Source organism: Pseudomonas fluorescens (assembly GCF_902497625.1).
Classification (GTDB): Bacteria; Pseudomonadota; Gammaproteobacteria; order Pseudomonadales; family Pseudomonadaceae; genus Aquipseudomonas; species Aquipseudomonas fluorescens_BQ.
Map to the genome: position 1 here is coordinate 260,813 of NZ_CABVGX010000001.1, position 15,519 is coordinate 276,331.

General features: G+C 59.7%; 16 protein-coding genes and 1 pseudogene. 8 read left to right on the plus strand and 9 right to left on the minus strand.

Features of this window, described 5'->3' with window-relative positions; translation table 11 throughout:
* Nucleotides 1-3: 3 nt before the first annotated feature.
* The 5 genes from F8N12_RS01255 to F8N12_RS01275 all read right to left on the minus strand — a co-directional run bounded on the left by F8N12_RS01255 (nucleotide 4) and on the right by F8N12_RS01275 (nucleotide 4,408).
* Complete coding sequence (locus F8N12_RS01255; RefSeq protein ID WP_150578772.1) at nucleotides 4-570, minus strand: hypothetical protein; 567 nt, start codon at nucleotides 568-570, stop codon at nucleotides 4-6.
* Nucleotides 571-646: 76 nt separating this feature from the next.
* The gene (locus F8N12_RS01260; protein WP_150578773.1) at nucleotides 647-1,432 is read right to left on the minus strand and encodes a hypothetical protein; all 786 of its coding nucleotides are present in this window, start codon (nucleotides 1,430-1,432) and stop codon (nucleotides 647-649) included.
* A 382-nt stretch (nucleotides 1,433-1,814) separates the two neighbouring features.
* Nucleotides 1,815-2,996: an acetyl-CoA C-acetyltransferase gene (locus F8N12_RS01265; RefSeq protein WP_150578774.1), complete on the minus strand. Its 1,182-nt coding sequence runs from the start codon at nucleotides 2,994-2,996 to the stop codon at nucleotides 1,815-1,817.
* Between the two features lie 11 nt (nucleotides 2,997-3,007).
* Entirely contained in the window at nucleotides 3,008-3,673 is a 666-nt protein-coding gene (locus F8N12_RS01270; protein ID WP_150578775.1) for a CoA transferase subunit B, read from the minus strand.
* A 36-nt stretch (nucleotides 3,674-3,709) separates the two neighbouring features.
* The gene (locus tag F8N12_RS01275) at nucleotides 3,710-4,408 is read right to left on the minus strand and encodes a CoA transferase subunit A (RefSeq protein WP_150578776.1); all 699 of its coding nucleotides are present in this window, start codon (nucleotides 4,406-4,408) and stop codon (nucleotides 3,710-3,712) included.
* 195 nt (nucleotides 4,409-4,603) lie between these two features.
* Between F8N12_RS01275 and F8N12_RS01280 the strand changes: the two genes are divergently transcribed.
* Nucleotides 4,604-5,524, plus strand: coding sequence for a LysR family transcriptional regulator (locus F8N12_RS01280; RefSeq protein WP_150578777.1), 921 nt, complete (start codon nucleotides 4,604-4,606; stop codon nucleotides 5,522-5,524).
* Here F8N12_RS01280 and F8N12_RS01285 read toward each other — a convergent pair.
* Nucleotides 5,516-6,358 (minus strand): NAD-dependent protein deacetylase, encoded by an 843-nt coding sequence (locus F8N12_RS01285; protein ID WP_150578778.1) that lies wholly within the window; start codon nucleotides 6,356-6,358, stop codon nucleotides 5,516-5,518. The genes F8N12_RS01280 and F8N12_RS01285 overlap by 9 nt on opposite strands.
* A gap of 1,090 nt (nucleotides 6,359-7,448) precedes the next feature.
* On the opposite strand from F8N12_RS01285, the gene F8N12_RS01290 reads away from it, so the two are divergent.
* Both F8N12_RS01290 and F8N12_RS01295 read left to right on the plus strand, forming a co-directional pair.
* A complete protein-coding gene (locus F8N12_RS01290) occupies nucleotides 7,449-8,273 on the plus strand; it encodes a DUF692 domain-containing protein (RefSeq protein ID WP_412072126.1) in 825 nt (274 codons plus the stop codon).
* Nucleotides 8,266-9,030, plus strand: coding sequence for a DUF2063 domain-containing protein (locus tag F8N12_RS01295; protein WP_150578780.1), 765 nt, complete (start codon nucleotides 8,266-8,268; stop codon nucleotides 9,028-9,030). The genes F8N12_RS01290 and F8N12_RS01295 overlap by 8 nt, the downstream gene beginning before the upstream one ends.
* On the opposite strand, the gene F8N12_RS01300 is transcribed toward F8N12_RS01295, so the two are convergent.
* Both F8N12_RS01300 and F8N12_RS01305 read right to left on the minus strand, forming a co-directional pair.
* Nucleotides 9,024-10,337: an ATP-binding protein gene (locus tag F8N12_RS01300; RefSeq protein ID WP_150578781.1), complete on the minus strand. Its 1,314-nt coding sequence runs from the start codon at nucleotides 10,335-10,337 to the stop codon at nucleotides 9,024-9,026. The two genes, F8N12_RS01295 and F8N12_RS01300, sit on opposite strands and share 7 nt — an antisense overlap.
* Complete coding sequence (locus F8N12_RS01305) at nucleotides 10,334-11,074, minus strand: response regulator (protein WP_150578782.1); 741 nt, start codon at nucleotides 11,072-11,074, stop codon at nucleotides 10,334-10,336. The genes F8N12_RS01300 and F8N12_RS01305 overlap by 4 nt, the downstream gene beginning before the upstream one ends.
* Before the next feature lie 297 nt (nucleotides 11,075-11,371).
* Here F8N12_RS01305 and F8N12_RS01310 point away from each other — a divergent pair, with 297 nt between their 5' ends.
* From F8N12_RS01310 to F8N12_RS01325, 4 genes are all read left to right on the plus strand, one after another.
* A complete protein-coding gene (locus tag F8N12_RS01310) occupies nucleotides 11,372-11,635 on the plus strand; it encodes a DUF2790 domain-containing protein (protein ID WP_150578783.1) in 264 nt (87 codons plus the stop codon).
* A 48-nt stretch (nucleotides 11,636-11,683) separates the two neighbouring features.
* Nucleotides 11,684-11,935 (plus strand): hypothetical protein, encoded by a 252-nt coding sequence (locus tag F8N12_RS01315; RefSeq protein ID WP_150578784.1) that lies wholly within the window; start codon nucleotides 11,684-11,686, stop codon nucleotides 11,933-11,935.
* A gap of 88 nt (nucleotides 11,936-12,023) precedes the next feature.
* Nucleotides 12,024-13,235: a cytochrome c biogenesis protein DipZ gene (locus F8N12_RS01320; protein ID WP_150578785.1), complete on the plus strand. Its 1,212-nt coding sequence runs from the start codon at nucleotides 12,024-12,026 to the stop codon at nucleotides 13,233-13,235.
* Between the two features lie 230 nt (nucleotides 13,236-13,465).
* Nucleotides 13,466-14,281, plus strand: coding sequence for a class I SAM-dependent methyltransferase (locus tag F8N12_RS01325; RefSeq protein ID WP_150578786.1), 816 nt, complete (start codon nucleotides 13,466-13,468; stop codon nucleotides 14,279-14,281).
* A gap of 97 nt (nucleotides 14,282-14,378) precedes the next feature.
* On the opposite strand, the gene pcsA is transcribed toward F8N12_RS01325, so the two are convergent.
* Complete coding sequence (gene pcsA, locus F8N12_RS01330; RefSeq protein ID WP_150578802.1) at nucleotides 14,379-15,098, minus strand: phosphatidylcholine synthase; 720 nt, start codon at nucleotides 15,096-15,098, stop codon at nucleotides 14,379-14,381.
* 250 nt (nucleotides 15,099-15,348) lie between these two features.
* Between pcsA and F8N12_RS01335 the strand changes: the two are divergent.
* Nucleotides 15,349-15,519 (plus strand): annotated as a pseudogene (locus F8N12_RS01335) (DUF533 domain-containing protein); the annotation flags it as partial.

Consider the following 15,519-nt stretch of genomic DNA (forward strand, 5'->3'; position numbering starts at 1 on the left):
CGCTTATTTGCCGCTGATGATTTTCTTCACCAGCGCGTCGTGACCTGCATTGTCGCTCAGACGAGAAATGACCTGGATCAGTGCCATGCGCGTGCCTGACGCCGCCATCAGCGTGGTGTCGAGGGTTTTGCCGCCGCCCTGAGTGGCCGAGCTGTCAATCTGGCGAACGCCCAGGCCGGTGCCTTTCCGGGTCAGGCTTTTCTCGCTGATTTTAGTGAAGTCCGGCAGTGCCCTGGCTTGCTCGGTGGCGAAGTCGGCTGCTGCGGAGTCGAGGAATTCACCGTCGTTATCCTTGACGTTGACGCCGCCGGGGATGGTGTTCTCGGCGACGATCACCACAGTTTTGGTGGTCTCGTTGGTGTACATGGTGCCGCTCGCACCGGTCGGGCTCGCGGGCAGCGGGTTGGCGCTGAAGCCTTTGGGCAGGGTAAATTTCAGTTTGTCGCCCAGCATTGAGATTTTTTGTTCCGGGCCAGAGGGTGTGGCTTTTGCCGCGTAGGCATTCAACGCACCCAGGCTGGCGACCGCTGTCAGCAACAGGACGACGACTTTTTTACTCAACAATGACATTCGAAACTCTCCAAGGGGGGCGACGCGGTGGGCGCAATCATCCCACGGAATCGCGATTTGTGAAGCGCGACCGCGTTCAGGCTTTGCGAATGTCAGGGGCGGGGACAGCCGCCGGTTTGGCCAACAAGCGTTTGGTGACACCGAGCATCGCCACGGACACCGCGACGCCGAGACCAAACCCTGCCAAGCCCATATCGGGCAGTGTCAGTGCCACCACCAGGCAAAACGCGGCGAACGAATACATGCCTGTGGCGGTGGCGCGTAACAAGGCAGCGGTGAACGCCGGGCCTCGGGTTTGCTGGGAAAATACCGCCATCACGCTGCCGAGCACCGGGAATACCGCGAGCAGGCCGCTCCAGCGTTCGCCGACCGTGCTGGCCAACAAGGTAACCGCAAGGGTCAACAAGGCGCCGGCGAGCATGCGCATGAACAATTTGTCGGACTTCGGCGCGGGACCCGCGACGATCGGCTGCACTTTCGGAAACAGGTACGGTGCTGCGAGCAATGCGGTTGCGGCAGCGATCACCGATAACGCCAGCGACGCAGGAATCACCGACAGAGCAATCGCTGCGGTAGCCCAAACCAATAATGAAGACGCCAGCGCCAGGGGCCAGCCGGTGCGTTGTGCGACCTGGGCATAGGTCACACAGAACGCGATCATCGCAAACATTGCCGATAACGCTGCGGTCGCTGCGTGAGCGGCGAACACCTCGCCCTGTTCGATGGCGAGAAAAAACAGAATTGGCCCGACCACCACTGGCAGCCCCGACAGCCAACCGGCTACGCTCGGCCCCCAGCGCTTGCCTGCGAGGGAAATCAGTAACAGGAATCCGGGAATGACCAGCAGTTTGAGCAACAGCACGCGTACACCTCCGATGTGTGAGAGGGCAACGGTAGCATTGTGGGAGCAGGATTGCTCTATTGATTAGTCGATATTGTATACAATCTTTCCGCCTGTATCCGCCGAAGCCTGATAACGATGCCGCCCGAACGAACCAGACTTTGTAGCAGCTGCCGAAGGCTGCGTCCGGCGGCGTTACCGTCAAAAACCAGCCTACCCGCTGCAGGAGAAAAACGGCTGCGCCTGATTTCAAGACTGCTGGGTCCGATCGCGGACCGAGCCTGACGCAGCCTTCGGCAGCTGCTACGGATGCGTGTAAAAGCCTGGTGCGACGGGCGTCGCACCAGGGGTATTGCCGGACGGCGCGGATCTTCGTGGGTCCCCGCGCCGACCGTTGAACGCTTTACGCCCGTTCGATCGCCAGTGCCACGCCCTGACCGCCACCGATGCACAAGGTGGCAAGGCCTTTTTTAGCATCGCGCTTGAGCATTTCGTGGAGCAAGGTGACCAGCACGCGGCAGCCCGATGCGCCGATCGGGTGGCCCAGCGCAATGGCACCGCCGTTGACGTTGACCTTGTTCAAGTCCCATTCCAGGTCTTTGGCCACCGCCAGAGACTGAGCTGCGAAGGCTTCGTTGGCTTCGATCAGGTCAAGTTGATCAATGGACCAGCCGGCCTTCTCCAAGCAGCGGCGGGTGGCCGAGACCGGGCCAATGCCCATGATCGCCGGGTCCACGCCTGCGTTAGCGTACGCAGCGATTTTCGCCAGCACTGGCAAACCCAGGGCTTTGGCTTTTTCGGCACTCATCAGGATCACTGCCGCGGCGCCGTCGTTCAGCGAGGACGCATTGCCTGCAGTTACCGAACCGTCTTTCTTGAAGGCAGCTTTCAATTTACCCAGGGATTCGGCAGTGGTGCCGGCCCTTGGTTGCTCATCGGTGGCGAAAGAAAGCGGGTCGCCTTTACGCTGTGGAATCAGGATCGGCGTGATCTCATCGGCAAAGCGTCCGGCTTCAATGGCCGCTGAAGCTTTCTGCTGGGAGGCCGCAGCGAAAGCGTCCTGTTGCTCGCGAGTCAGGTTGTACTTCTCGGCAAGATTTTCGGCGGTGATGCCCATGTGGTAATCGTTGAACGCATCCCACAGGCCATCACTGATCATGGTGTCGACGATTTGCGCGTGCCCCATGCGCAGACCGGTGCGAGCGCCGGGCATGACGTAATTGGACAGGCTCATGTTTTCCTGGCCGCCGGCGATGATCACGTCGGCGTCGCCGCAACGGATCGCCTGGGTGGCCAGGTGCAGCGCTTTGAGGCCCGAGCCGCAGACCTTGTTGAGGGTCATCGCCGGCACGGTAAACGGCAGGCCGGCCTTGATCGCTGACTGGCGAGCAGGGTTCTGCCCGGCGCCGGCAGTCAACACCTGGCCCATGATCACTTCATCGACTTCAGCCACGTCCAGGCCGGTTTGCTCCAGCAGCTGGCGGATCACCGCAGCGCCCAGATCAACTGCAGACACGTTGGCCAATGCCCCCTGAAAACTGCCGATGGCGGTACGGGTGGCGGCAACAATGACGACTTCTTGCATGGAATGATTCCTCACTGAGCAGCGAACTGCATTTCCGGAACATGATCAGGCACGATCAGTTTACCCGCGGTTTTCGCGACGATTTCCTCGACGCTGACACCCGGTGCACGTTCCTTGAGAATGAATGCGCCATTGTCGATCTCCAGGTAGGCAAGGTCGGTGAGCACGCGTTTGATGCACCCGGCGCCGGTCAGCGGCAGGCTGCATTGCGATAACAGCTTGGACTCACCATCCTTGGACGCGTGAGTCATGATGACGATGATGTTGTCGGCGCCAGCCACCAGATCCATGGCACCGCCCATGCCCTTGACCATTTTGCCCGGGATCATCCACGAGGCGATGTTGCCTTGCACGTCGACTTCAAAGGCGCCCAGCACGGTCAGGTCGACGTGGCCGCCGCGGATCATTGCAAAGGACTCGGCCGAGGAAAAGATCGACGCGCCGATCCGCGCGGTGACGGTTTGCTTGCCCGCGTTGATCATGTCGGCATCGATGGTTTCTTCGGTCGGAAAAGGACCCATGCCGAGCAGGCCGTTTTCCGATTGCAGCATGACTTCCATGCCTTCGGGGATGTAGTTGGCGACCAGGGTCGGAATGCCGATGCCGAGGTTCACGTAAAAGCCGTCCTGCATTTCGCGGGCGACGCGTTGAGCCATTTGTTCGCGGGAAAGTGCCATTGTTGTTATTCCTTCATTCGGTCCGGGGGCAGGGGATCACTTACGCACGGTGCGCTGTTCGATGCGCTTCTCGAACGTGCCGCAAATGACCCGATCGACGTAGATGCCAGGGGTGTGGATCTGCGACGGGTCCAGCTCGCCGGGTTCGACGATTTCTTCGACTTCGACCACGGTGATCTTGCCGGCAGTGGCGGCCAGCGGGTTGAAATTCTGGGCCGTGTGGCGATAGATGACGTTACCGAAATGGTCCGCTTTCCAGCCTTTGACGATGGCGAAATCACCAGTGATGGATTCTTCCATCAGGTATTTACGACCGTGAAACTCGCGCACTTCCTTGCCTTCGGCAACCGGGGTGCCGACCCCGGTGGCGGTGAAGAACGCAGGAATGCCAGCGCCGCCGGCGCGCATTTTTTCCGCAAGTGTGCCTTGCGGGGTGAGGTCGACTTCGATCGCGCCGCTGAGCAATTGCTCCTCGAACATCTTGTTCTCGCCCACATAAGAAGCGACCACCTTGCGAATCTGCCTGTCTTCGAGCAGGACGCCGAGGCCAAAGCCGTCGACGCCACAATTGTTGGAAACCACGGTGAGTTCCCGGGTGCCTTTGCGCTTGATTTCGGCGATGAGATTTTCCGGGATGCCGCACAGACCAAAGCCGCCGGCGATCACGGTCATGCCGTCTTCAAGACCTGCCAGCGCTTCCTCGTAGGAATTCACGCGCTTGTCGAAACCTGCCATATGCACCTCTTTTATTCTTGGTGAGCGGCTGGCTAGCCGTTTGGGTTGAGTGTCTCGCCGGAGGATTGATTTGTTAAGTTGATTTTTGCGTTCGATTGATAGATAAAACTCACTAATATTTTTCACTGGCGCGGTGGAGATGATGTTTCCAGCGGTGTCATCTCGGGCCAGCTCTGTTCCTGCGAGCAATCAGACATGACAGTGAAGCAGATAAGAGCTTTTTTGGCGGTAGCGCAGAGCCTGAGCTTTGCGGTGGCCTGCGAGCGGTTGCATCTGTCGCAATCGGCGCTCAGCCTGACTATAAAAGCCTTGGAGAACGGATTGGGCGGGCGGCTGTTCACCCGTAACACCCGTAATGTGGCGTTGACACCCGAAGGTGAAGCGCTGGTGCCGCTGGCGCGGCGGCTGATTGCCGATTGGGACAATGCCGAAGACGAATTACGTCAGCGCTTCGCCCTTGAGCGTGGCCGCGTCACCCTGGCGGCGATGCCGTCGTTCGCCGGTAATCTGCTGCCGCCGATCCTGAAAACCTTCCGCGCCCGTTATCCCAAAGTCAATGTCACGGTGAACGATGTAATCAACGAGCAAGTACTGGAAATGGTCCGCGACCGGCAGGTGGAGCTGGGCGTGGCGTTCGAGCCATTGCAGAGCTCTTCGCTGCACTTCACACCACTGTATGTGGATCGCTTCGTGGCGGTGGTGCCGCAGGATTCGCCGCTCGCGCAACGCAATGACATCGATTGGCAGACGCTGCTCAAAGAGCCGTTCATCACCTTGCAACGGCCGTCTACCGTGCGGGTGATGCTGGAAGAACACCTGCAAGCACGGGGGAAAAATTTACCGGTGGAGTTCGAGAGCCATCAATTGGCGACGGTGGGCAGAATGGTTGCCAGCGGTTTGGGCGTGAGCGCAGTGCCGGCGTTGTGTGCCGGGCAGATGCGCGAATTGGGCGCGCGGTGTTTGACGTTGAATGATCCGGTGGTGGAGAGGGCGATTGGCGTACTGACCAAGCCTGGCGTGGAGCTGTCGGCGGCTGCTCAGGCATTGTTCGATATTTTTCGAGAGGAAAACCTGGACCAGCGCCTCTCACGCGGAGCGTGGGAACGATCAGCGTAAGAGGCGTTGTGTCAGGAGGGGCAACAATTGCTCGCACGACGCTTCGATTTTCATATCCAGTAAATCGTCTGCCCGGGTTTTGCCCAGGTTGATCGCAATCAACGGCTTGCCTTGATCCGCCATCACCCGGCACAAGCGAAACGCCGAGTACGCCATCAGCGAAGAGCCTACCACCAGCAAACCTGCAGCTTTATCAACCGCCGCCATTGCCTTGGCCGCCGTGGCCTGCGCCACGTTCTCGCCGAAGAAAACCACGTCCGGTTTCATCCGCTCGCCGCTGCAATGCGGACAGTGCGGCACCTGAAACCGCGCCTCGAACGCTGCATCCAGCAACGTATCGCCATCCGGCGCCTGCACGGCATCGACCCCGGCCAGGTACGGATTTTGCGCCTCCATCACGTGTTGAATCGAATCGCGCTCGGTACGCTGACCACAGTCCAGGCACAGCACTCGATGCAGACTGCCATGCAGCTCGATCACGTCGCGGCTGCCGGCCTGATCGTGCAGGGTGTCGACATTTTGTGTGATCAGGCCGCCGATCAGCTGCGAGCGTTGCAGACTGGCCAGCGATTCATGCGCCACGTTTGGCCGTGCCTGGCGCACGCGCGGCCATCCGAGCATCGCCCGCGCCCAGTAGCGCCGGCGTGACTCCGGGGCGGCAAGAAATTCCTGATACATCATCGGTTGGCGACCACGCCGCACGCCCTGGTTGTCACGGTAATCGGGAATACCCGAAGGGGTGCTGATGCCAGCCCCGGTCAGGACGATAAAGGGCTGATCGGCCATCAGTTGCTGAAGTTGCTCAAGTTGTTCGCGGATGGGGCTGTCGAGCATGTTCCGCACTCCGGTCGGTTCGAGTGTTGGCAGGGTAACATTTGCCGCGGGGGCGCGAGCCATTGCCCTGTAGCAGCTGGCGCAGCCTGCGTTCCGCTGCGAAGCAGTCGTGCATCCAAGTGATGAGCATTTCCAAAAAGACGGCGCGCTCAGATTTTACGACCGGTGCCCGGCTCGGTCATTGCAATCGCCGTGTGCCGCCGAACGCAGGCTGCGCCAGCTGCTACAGGCGTCCCGTCATCGGTGAGTTACTTGCGCGCCTCCAGAATCAGATTGAACGGCGTTTCGGTTGCCCGGCAGAATGTCTTGAACCGCCGCCTCGGTAACATTTGCCGCAGGAGCGCGAGCCATTGCCCTGTAGCAGCTGGCGCAGCCTGCGTTCCGCTGCGAAGCAGTCATGCATCCAAGTGCCCTGTAGCAGCTGGCGCAGCCTGCGTTCGGCTGCGAAGCAGTCGTGAATCCAAGTGATGAACATTATCAAAAGGCGGCGCGCTCAGGTTTTACGACGGGCGCCCGGCTCGGTCATTGCAATCGCCGTGTGCCGCCGAACGCAGGCTGCGCCAGCTGCTACAGGCGTCCCGTCATCGGTGAGTTACTTGCGCGCCTCCAGAATCAGATTGAACGGCGTTTCGGTTGCCCGGCAGAATGTCTTGAACCGCCGCCTCGGTAACATTTGCCGCAGGAGCGCGAGCCATTGACCTGTAGCAGCTGGCGCAGCCTGCGTTCCGCTGCGAAGCAGTCGTGAATCCAAGTGATGAACATTATCAAAAGGCGGCGCGCTCAGGTTTTACGACGGGCGCCCGGCTCGGTCATTGCAATCGCCGTGTGCCGCCGAACGCAGGCTGCGCCAGCTGCTACAGGCGTCCCGTCATCGGTGAGTTACTTGCGGGCTTCCAGAATCAGATTGAACGGCGTTTAGGTTGCCCGGCGGAATGTCTTGAACCCTGCGTGTACCACAGCGTGTACAGGCGCCTCGGCGATACATTTTCAACGTATTTGCGCAGGGTCGAAACACAGCGCCGATACACCGCTTTGCTCAACTGGGCTTCCGTTCAGACAATTTGAGATCGACACCATGCGGACCCCCGTCATGCCAACGAAAGCGACCGTCGGGCTCGGCCTGCGGCGTGGTTTGATCAAAGACCTGCAAGCCGCACCGGCAGGCGATTTCGACTTTCTTGAAGTCGCGCCGGAAAACTGGATCGGTATCGGCGGCGCCCATGGCCACGCCTTGCGAAGCCTGGCCGAGCGCTATCCGTTATCCTGCCACGGTTTGTCCCTGTCGCTCGGCGGTCCGGCACCGCTCGACGTTGCTTTCCTGCACGAAGTGCGCAGTTTCCTCGATCATTATCAGGTGCCGTTGTACAGCGAACATTTGAGTTATTGCAGTGACGACGGTCACCTTTACGACCTGTTGCCATTGCCGTTTACCGAAGAAGCGGTGCATCACGTGGCGGCGCGGATCCGCCAGTCCCAGGACATTCTCGGGCGGCGCCTGGCGGTGGAAAATGTCTCTTACTACGCCGCGCCGCAGCAAGACATGGACGAACTGACGTTCACTAACGCAGTGCTGCATGAAGCTGACTGCGACCTGTTGCTGGACGTCAATAACGTGTACGTCAATTCGATCAACCACGGCTTCGATCCACAGACCTTCCTGGCCGGAATCGATCCGAAGCGGGTGGTGGCGATGCACGTGGCCGGGCATTTTGATGCGTCCGACACGTTGAAGATCGATACCCATGGCGCATCGGTCAAACCGGTGGTCTGGGCGTTACTGGCCGAGGCATATGGCCGTTTCGGTGCGCAACCGACCCTGCTGGAACGGGATTTCAATTTCCCGGCGTTTTCCAGCCTGGTGACTGAGCTGCGCACCCTTCGCCGCTTGCAAGATCAGGAGGTGAACCGTGGCTAAGCGCACGCTGCAGGAACAACAGACCACGCTAGGTCTTTATCTGCGCGATCCCGAGCACAACCCGCCACCGGCCGAAATGCCCTTGGCGCGGGCAGAGGTCTATCGCGACCTGATTTTTCAAAACCTGTCGACCCTGCTCAGCGGCACCTTTCCGGTGTTGATCAAAATCCTTGGCGATGAGCATTGGCGTTTGCTGGTGAGAAGCTTCCTGCGCGATCATCGCGCGAGAACGGCTAAATTTGGGGAGATTGCGCAGGAGTTTGTCGAGTTCCTCGGCACTGAGCCGGATGAGTTCAAGCCAGTCGCCTGGCCGCCGTTCATGCTCGAACTGGCGCATTACGAATGGGTCGAGATGGTCCTGCAACAGTCCGACGCCGAGCCTCTGCCGTCTGGTTCTGCCAACAGTTTGCTGCAACAACCCTTGATGATTTCACCGCTGGCATGGCCGTTGGCTTACACCTGGCCGGTGCACTTGGTTGGACCGGACTTCCAGCCGCAAACGGCCCCTGCTCAGCCAACATTGTTACTGGTTCGACGAGCGGCGGACTGGACGGTGAAATTTTCCGAATTGAGCCCTTTGGCGTGGCGGCTGCTGCAACGCATCGCGGAGTTTCCGCTACTCAATGGTCAGGCGCAGCTGCAGGGTCTGGCGCAGGAGGCAGGCTCTGTCGGTTCGCAAACCTTCATGGACGGCGGACTGGCACTGCTGCGGCAGATGCACGGCGAAGGGGTGGTTGGCGTGACCGCTCTCTACTGACCTGACGCTTGCTCAGGCAATGTCAGTTCGGCGCACAATCCCCCGCCTTCGCGGTTGCTCAATGTCAGCGTCCCGCCGATTGCCAGTGCCAGTTGCTGGGCGATTGCCAAACCGAGACCGGTGCCACCGGTGCTGCGATTGCGCGAGTTTTCTACGCGGTAAAACGGCTCCATGACGTGCGCCAGTTGCGCTTCGGCAATCCCGGGGCCACGGTCCAGGACTCTCACCGACAGACGGCCATCGGCTTTCGATGCCACCTGCAACTCGGCTGCCCCGGCGAATTTCAGCGCGTTGTCGGTCAGGTTCACCAGTACCCGACGCAGGGCATGCGGACGGGTGTCAATCACCGTGCCGCTTTTGCCATCGAGCTGCACATCTTTGCCCACGTCCTGATAGTCGAACACCAGGCTGTCGAGAAACGAATCCAGATCGGTGCGCCGGCTTTCCTCGGTCGAGCCATGGATGCTGCGGGCATACGCCACGCCTTCGCGCACCAGGTGTTCCATTTCGCCGAGGTCGTTGCACAGTTTGTCTTTTTCGCTGGACTCATCCATGAATTCGGCACGCAGTTTCATCCTCGTGATTGGCGTTTGCAGATCATGGGAAATCGCTGCCAGCAGCTGCATTCGCTCCTTCAAATAAGCCGCGATGCGCGCCTGCATGGCATTGAACGCCCTGGCGGCGTGCGCGACTTCGGTCGGACCTTTCTCGTCCAGCAGTACTGCATGGGCGTTTGGGTCCAGACTTTCAACCGCTTCGGACAGGCGGGTGAGCGGGCGAATGGCGATCCGCACGGCGAGCCAGGTGCAGAGAATCATCAGGGCCAACTGTCCCAGCAACACCATTGGCAGCCACGGTGATAACGGCACCATTGCCGGCCGAACATCGATCGTCAGCGGGCTGCCGTCCGACAGCTTGAGGTGCACCTGGAAGTGTTTCTGCGCGCCGGGTATGTCGGTGACGGTCATCGGATAATCCATGCCGATGGCGTCCTTGATCGAGGTCATCGCGATGGGCGTATCGCTCATGTGTGTGCCGGGTGATCCTTCATTGAGCAAGTAGCGGTAGTTGCGCCGATCCAACTGCTGCAGCCAGCCTGCACGTTCTGCGGCGGGCAAGCGGTCGAGGATGGCAACCGAGGTCGACACGTCGGTTTCCAGGTTGCCCAGCATGGTGGTCTTCGCGCTCTCGTAACGTTCGTAGTATTGCGCGCCGAAAGACAACGCCTGAGCCAGAATCAGGCCGATCAGGAAGATCAGCGACAGCCGAGAGGCGAGGGTGCGAGGCCAGCGCATGGACAGTTTCATGCTGGCGCTCCAAGGACTTCCACCGGCAACGAGAAAACGTAGCCTTCGCTGCGCACGGTCTTGATGTAGGCCGGTTCGCGGGCATCGTCCAGCAGGCGTTGACGCAAGCGGCTGACCAGCAAATCGATGGAGCGGTCGAACAGGTCAGCGTCGCGGCCCTGGGTCAGGTTAAGCAACTGGTCGCGATTGAGCACGCGTTGCGGATGATCGAGAAACACTCGCAGCAGTCGGTATTCCGCACCGCTGAGGGCGACCATGGTGCCATCGTCATCGAGCAGATGGCGGGCGGAGGTGTCCAGTCGCCAGCGCCCGAATGCCAGCAGGCGGCCGGTTTCGGTCACCACCAGGTTGGGCGGCAGCATGCGCGTGCGGCGCAGCACGGCGTTGATGCGGGCGAGCAATTCGCGGGCGGCGAACGGCTTGACCAGGTAATCGTCAGCGCCCATTTCCAGGCCGATGATGCGATCGGTTTCATCGTTGCGGGCGGTCAGCATCAGCACCGGCGTGGCCTTGTGCTTACCCGCGCGGATTTCACGGCAGAGCATCAGGCCATCGTCGCCCGGCATCATGATGTCCAGCACGATCAGGTCGACCGGCGTGGATTCCAGGAAAGAGCGCATCTGCCGACCATCGGCGACGACGGTGGTACGTAGGCCGTTCTTCTTCAGATAGTTGCCCACTAGCTCTCGAATCTCGCGGTCATCGTCGACGATGAGAATGTGATCAACGTGTTCCATGGACCAAGCCTCTGTAAATGGGGGATTGCTGCTCAGTCTATAGAGCCTTCACCCGTTCGCCCGCTGCGGTTTGTATTGCAGTGTATCTGCTCCGTCGAGGGATACATGTGGAGGCAAAAACGACGAACTTCAGGGGTTTTGTATGACTGTGTATCAGGACGGGGTTCTGATACGAACCGATTTATCCGCGCCTGTTTCTGACACAGACGAGATACCTCGGGGGCTTCTAATGAGCTCCATCGAGGCAAACCCAAACCGCCTCGGCTCACTACCCATTGAAGCCTTGAGGACACCACCATGAACACTAAAGCCATCTACGCCACTTGCCTGTTTGCAGCACTGAATATCTGCACCTTCTCGGCACGTGCCGAAGCCGACGTCACGCCCAAAACCTACACCTACGGTACGCATCTGGACATCAGGAAAGTGGTGTCGCTGAAGCAGGATGCCGAGCCTGCCTGCGGGGTGGTGAATGCGCAGATGACCTACCTGGATTCCAGCGGCAAAACCCAGGTGCTCGACTATCGCAAATTCTCCGACAGCTGCAACGAAGACAACTGAGTCGCTGATTGAGCCCTCGTCAATCCTTTTCTAGGCAGGAAGATCATCATGAAAAACCTCACACGCTTTTTGACCGCCAGTGCTTTCGCTTTGGCCGGCGCGGCCGCCCATGCCAACGCGGCTGTTGGGCAAAGTCACTGTGGCAGCGACACGTGCTTTCAATTGGCGCCAGTGGTGAAGGGCGGCAACGGGCTCCTCGCCGAGGACGGTTCAAGCCGAACCACCCAGGGCCAACGAGTGGCGGAGAACGGCGCCCGCCATACGCCTCAGGGGCAGTGGCTGGAGCGCCAGACGGCTTGATGGCCGGGCTTGACTGTGGGAGCGAGCAAGTCGCACTGCCGCTCCCATCGGTTCACATAAACCACTCTTCTCGCATCCGGTGAATCCCATGTTACTGATCGCATTCCTGGGCGGCCTGTTGACCGTCCTCAGCCCGTGCATCTTGCCGGTCGTGCCGTTCCTGTTCGCCGGGGTCGACCGCACGCGCTCATCCATCCTGCTGACATTGGCAGGCATGGTCCTGACCTTCGCGTTGATCTCCAGTCTGGCGGTGGTTAGCAGTGAATGGGTCGTACAGGCCAACAATACCGGTCGTCACGTGGCGCTGATCGTGATGGTGTTATTCGCTCTGTCGCTGATCTCCGCGCGGGTTGGCGACTGGCTGGCGCGTCCCTTTGTACTGCTGGGTAATCGCATCGACCCTGATCGCCGCAAAATGTCCGGTCCGCTCAGCTCGATCCTCATAGGCGTCGCCACCGGTTTGCTGTGGGCACCGTGCGCCGGGCCGATCCTCGGTGTGATCCTCACCAGCGCCATGCTGCAAGGTGCCAACCCGCAGACCAGCCTCCTGCTGGTGGCATACGGGCTCGGCAGCGCATTAGCCCTCGGCACGCTGATATTCGCCGGTCGCGGCCTGGTCAATCGCCTGAAGGCTTCGATTCCTGTAACGGGCTGGTTGCGCCGCGGCACCGGTGTCGCTGTGTTGGCCGCTGCCGCTGTAATCTCCACCGGTGCGGACAAAACCTTGCTGGCGGGCACTTCATCCGAGGGCATCAGCCACGTCGAAACGCAGGTGCTGGAAACTGTGCCGAAAGTGGTCGATTACCTGGTCAGCAAGGTCAAGGCTGATACGTCGATGGATAACGCCCAAGGCGCGATGCCGTCGCTGGACGGCGCCGTGCAATGGCTCAACTCGCCGGCACTCACCCCTGAGTCGCTCAAGGGCAAAGTAGTGCTGGTGGATTTCTGGACTTACGACTGCATCAACTGCCAGCGCGCCTTGCCCTACGTGAAAGACTGGGCGAAAAAATACCAGAAGGACGGCCTGGTGGTCATCGGTGTTCACACCCCTGAATACGGTTATGAACGCATCATCGACAACGTCAGGGATCAGGTGAAAAAACTCGGCATCACCTACCCGGTGGCCATCGACAACAATTACGCAATCTGGCGCAATTTCGACAATCAGTATTGGCCGGCGCACTACTTGATCGACGCGAAGGGTCAGGTTCGTTTTACTCACTTCGGCGAAGGGCGCTATGAGACGCAGGAAAAGATGATTCAGCAGTTGCTGGAAGAGGCTAAAGCACCTGCGGCCTAGATGTTCAAGGCAATGGCTCAGAGGTTTGCAGCCTGAGCCATTGTGCTTTTTTCCCATTTGCACAACTTTCCGCGCGCAAGTTGTTAAGTCGCTGAAACAGATCGACACCGCTTATCGGCGAGTCAGCCAATTCATCCGCCGGCCGGACCATCGGTCGTGCCAAACACGGGCTCCAGAGCGATAGTCAGCGAGCATGGGTCATGCTGTTTCATTATTGCGGAGCAGAGTTTATGAGCACCCCCATTGATCTCACTGCTTTGAAAAACCGGCAGATGGCCGCTTGGGCCAGTGGCGACTACCCGGTAATCGGCACCACGCTGCAGATTGTCGGCGAGCAGTTGGCCGAAGCTTGCGATTTGCTCTGCGACGAGGAGGTGCTGGACGTCGCGGCGGGCAACGGTAACGCGACACTCGCGGCGGCGCGGCGGGGTTGTCTGGTGACTTCTACCGATTATGTCGCCGCATTGCTTGAGCGCGGACAGGACCGGACGCGGGCTGAACATCTTGAAGTTACTTTTCAGGTTGCGGACGCCGAGGATTTGCCTTTTGAGGACCGTAGTTTTGATGCCGTACTGTCAACATTCGGGGTGATGTTTACCCCGGATCAGGAAAAGGCGGCTACAGAATTGGGGCGGGTCTGTCGGCCGGGTGGTCGCATCGGTCTGGCCAACTGGACGCCAGAAGGTTTCGTCGGCCAGATGTTCAAGACACTGGGCCAGCACATGCCCCCACCGGCCGGTGCGCAACCTCCGTCCAACTGGGGCCGGGAAGAGTGGCTACGTTCGCAGTTCGACGAAAGCGACTTTCTGATTCAGGTGACACGCCGGCATTTCAACTTCCGTTACCGTTCTGCCGCGCACTTTATCGAGACCTTTCGCAACTGGTACGGCCCAGTCCACAAGGCATTCGGCGCGCTGCCGCCGGAAGGCGCCACGTTACTGGAAGGTGACTTGACCGAACTGTTGAATAGCCTGAACCGCGCGGGGGAGAACTCGATGGTGGTACCGAGCGAGTATCTTGAGGTGGTCATCAACCGACGCCTCTGAATAACCCTTCACTCCCGTAGCAAGCTTGCTTGCGATGACGGCGGCACAGCCAACATCGATGTCGGTCGACCCACTGCTATCGCGAGCAAGCTTGCGCCTACAACCGCGATCCATCAAACCATTCCATTGCGGTCCGCCAGATGCAGATGCCCAAAAAGTAGGCCGACATCAGCAACCAGAGCCCCATGACCATCGGGTTGATCAACGGATGGTTGATCACCAGCGACATGCTGCAGAGCAGCCAGATGGCGGTCACGGCAATGTTGATGGGCATGAACTTGCGTACGCGGAAGGGATGCAGGAATTTCATCCGTGTCACGGTCAGCAGCGCCAGGCCGATGACGGTCAGGAAGGTGATCCACGGCGACGGGGCAATAATGTACAGGCACAGTGCGACCACGTTCCAGGCAGCGGGAAAGCCCTGAAAGTAATTGTCTTTGCTTTTCATGTTGACGTTGCAGAAGCAGAACAGCGACGAGACCAGAATCAGTGAGACCGTCAGCAGCAGCGTGTAGTCCGGCAGAGGTATATAGCGGTAGATGAACAGCGCCGGTATGAACACGTAAGTCAGGTAATCGATCACCAGATCGAGAATCGAGCCGTCGAAGCTCGGCAGCACTGATTGCACATTGACCTTGCGCGCCAGTGCGCCGTCGAGTCCGTCGACAATCAGTGCAACCCCCAGCCACAGCAGACAATTGATCGGTTGGTTTTCCAGCAGCGCGAGGGTGGCGAGGAACGCGGTGACTACGCCTGTGGCAGTAAAACCATGGGCGCCCCATGCTTTGAGCCTGGCGATGTGTACGGTGGATATCACGGGGGTGTTCTCCAGAAAGTGAAGCAAGCCAGTCATCACCCTCGATGGGTGAGGGCGGCGGCAAACCGGTCGGGTTGCAGGTATCGACCGAAAATCCGCGAATAAGGTCCATCCCTCATGAATGTTAGCTGGGTCGGAGCAAAATACTGCTGATAAATTCGCGTTGGTGTCGGCCGGACGGAGGTGGCGGAATCTCCTCAGGGGGCTATCGTTTCCTGACAGAATTTCTGCTGTCGAACAGGACCTTGTCATGAACACCAGCGATCTGCTCGAACAACTCTTGCGCGGTGGCCAGGGCGCCGCATCGCAACGTGGCGCCGGCAATACCGCGGCCCCGGGCGGACTCGGTGGCCTGGGGGAATTGGGTGGATTGCTCGGCAGCCTGCTGGGTGGCACTGCCCGTTCAGGCGCAGGCTCCGCC

Coding starts and splice junctions, on each gene's coding strand:
- F8N12_RS01255 (WP_150578772.1), bottom strand. CDS start 570: ATGTCATTGTTGAGTAAAAAAGTCGTCGTCCTGTTGCTGACAGCGGTC.
- F8N12_RS01265 (WP_150578774.1), bottom strand. CDS start 2,996: ATGCAAGAAGTCGTCATTGTTGCCGCCACCCGTACCGCCATCGGCAGT.
- F8N12_RS01270 (WP_150578775.1), bottom strand. CDS start 3,673: ATGGCACTTTCCCGCGAACAAATGGCTCAACGCGTCGCCCGCGAAATG.
- F8N12_RS01275 (WP_150578776.1), bottom strand. CDS start 4,408: ATGGCAGGTTTCGACAAGCGCGTGAATTCCTACGAGGAAGCGCTGGCA.
- F8N12_RS01280 (WP_150578777.1), top strand. CDS start 4,604: ATGACAGTGAAGCAGATAAGAGCTTTTTTGGCGGTAGCGCAGAGCCTG.
- F8N12_RS01285 (WP_150578778.1), bottom strand. CDS start 6,358: ATGCTCGACAGCCCCATCCGCGAACAACTTGAGCAACTTCAGCAACTG.
- F8N12_RS01290 (WP_412072126.1), top strand. CDS start 7,449: ATGCCAACGAAAGCGACCGTCGGGCTCGGCCTGCGGCGTGGTTTGATC.
- F8N12_RS01300 (WP_150578781.1), bottom strand. CDS start 10,337: ATGAAACTGTCCATGCGCTGGCCTCGCACCCTCGCCTCTCGGCTGTCG.
- F8N12_RS01305 (WP_150578782.1), bottom strand. CDS start 11,074: ATGGAACACGTTGATCACATTCTCATCGTCGACGATGACCGCGAGATT.
- F8N12_RS01310 (WP_150578783.1), top strand. CDS start 11,372: ATGAACACTAAAGCCATCTACGCCACTTGCCTGTTTGCAGCACTGAAT.
- F8N12_RS01315 (WP_150578784.1), top strand. CDS start 11,684: ATGAAAAACCTCACACGCTTTTTGACCGCCAGTGCTTTCGCTTTGGCC.
- F8N12_RS01320 (WP_150578785.1), top strand. CDS start 12,024: ATGTTACTGATCGCATTCCTGGGCGGCCTGTTGACCGTCCTCAGCCCG.
- F8N12_RS01325 (WP_150578786.1), top strand. CDS start 13,466: ATGAGCACCCCCATTGATCTCACTGCTTTGAAAAACCGGCAGATGGCC.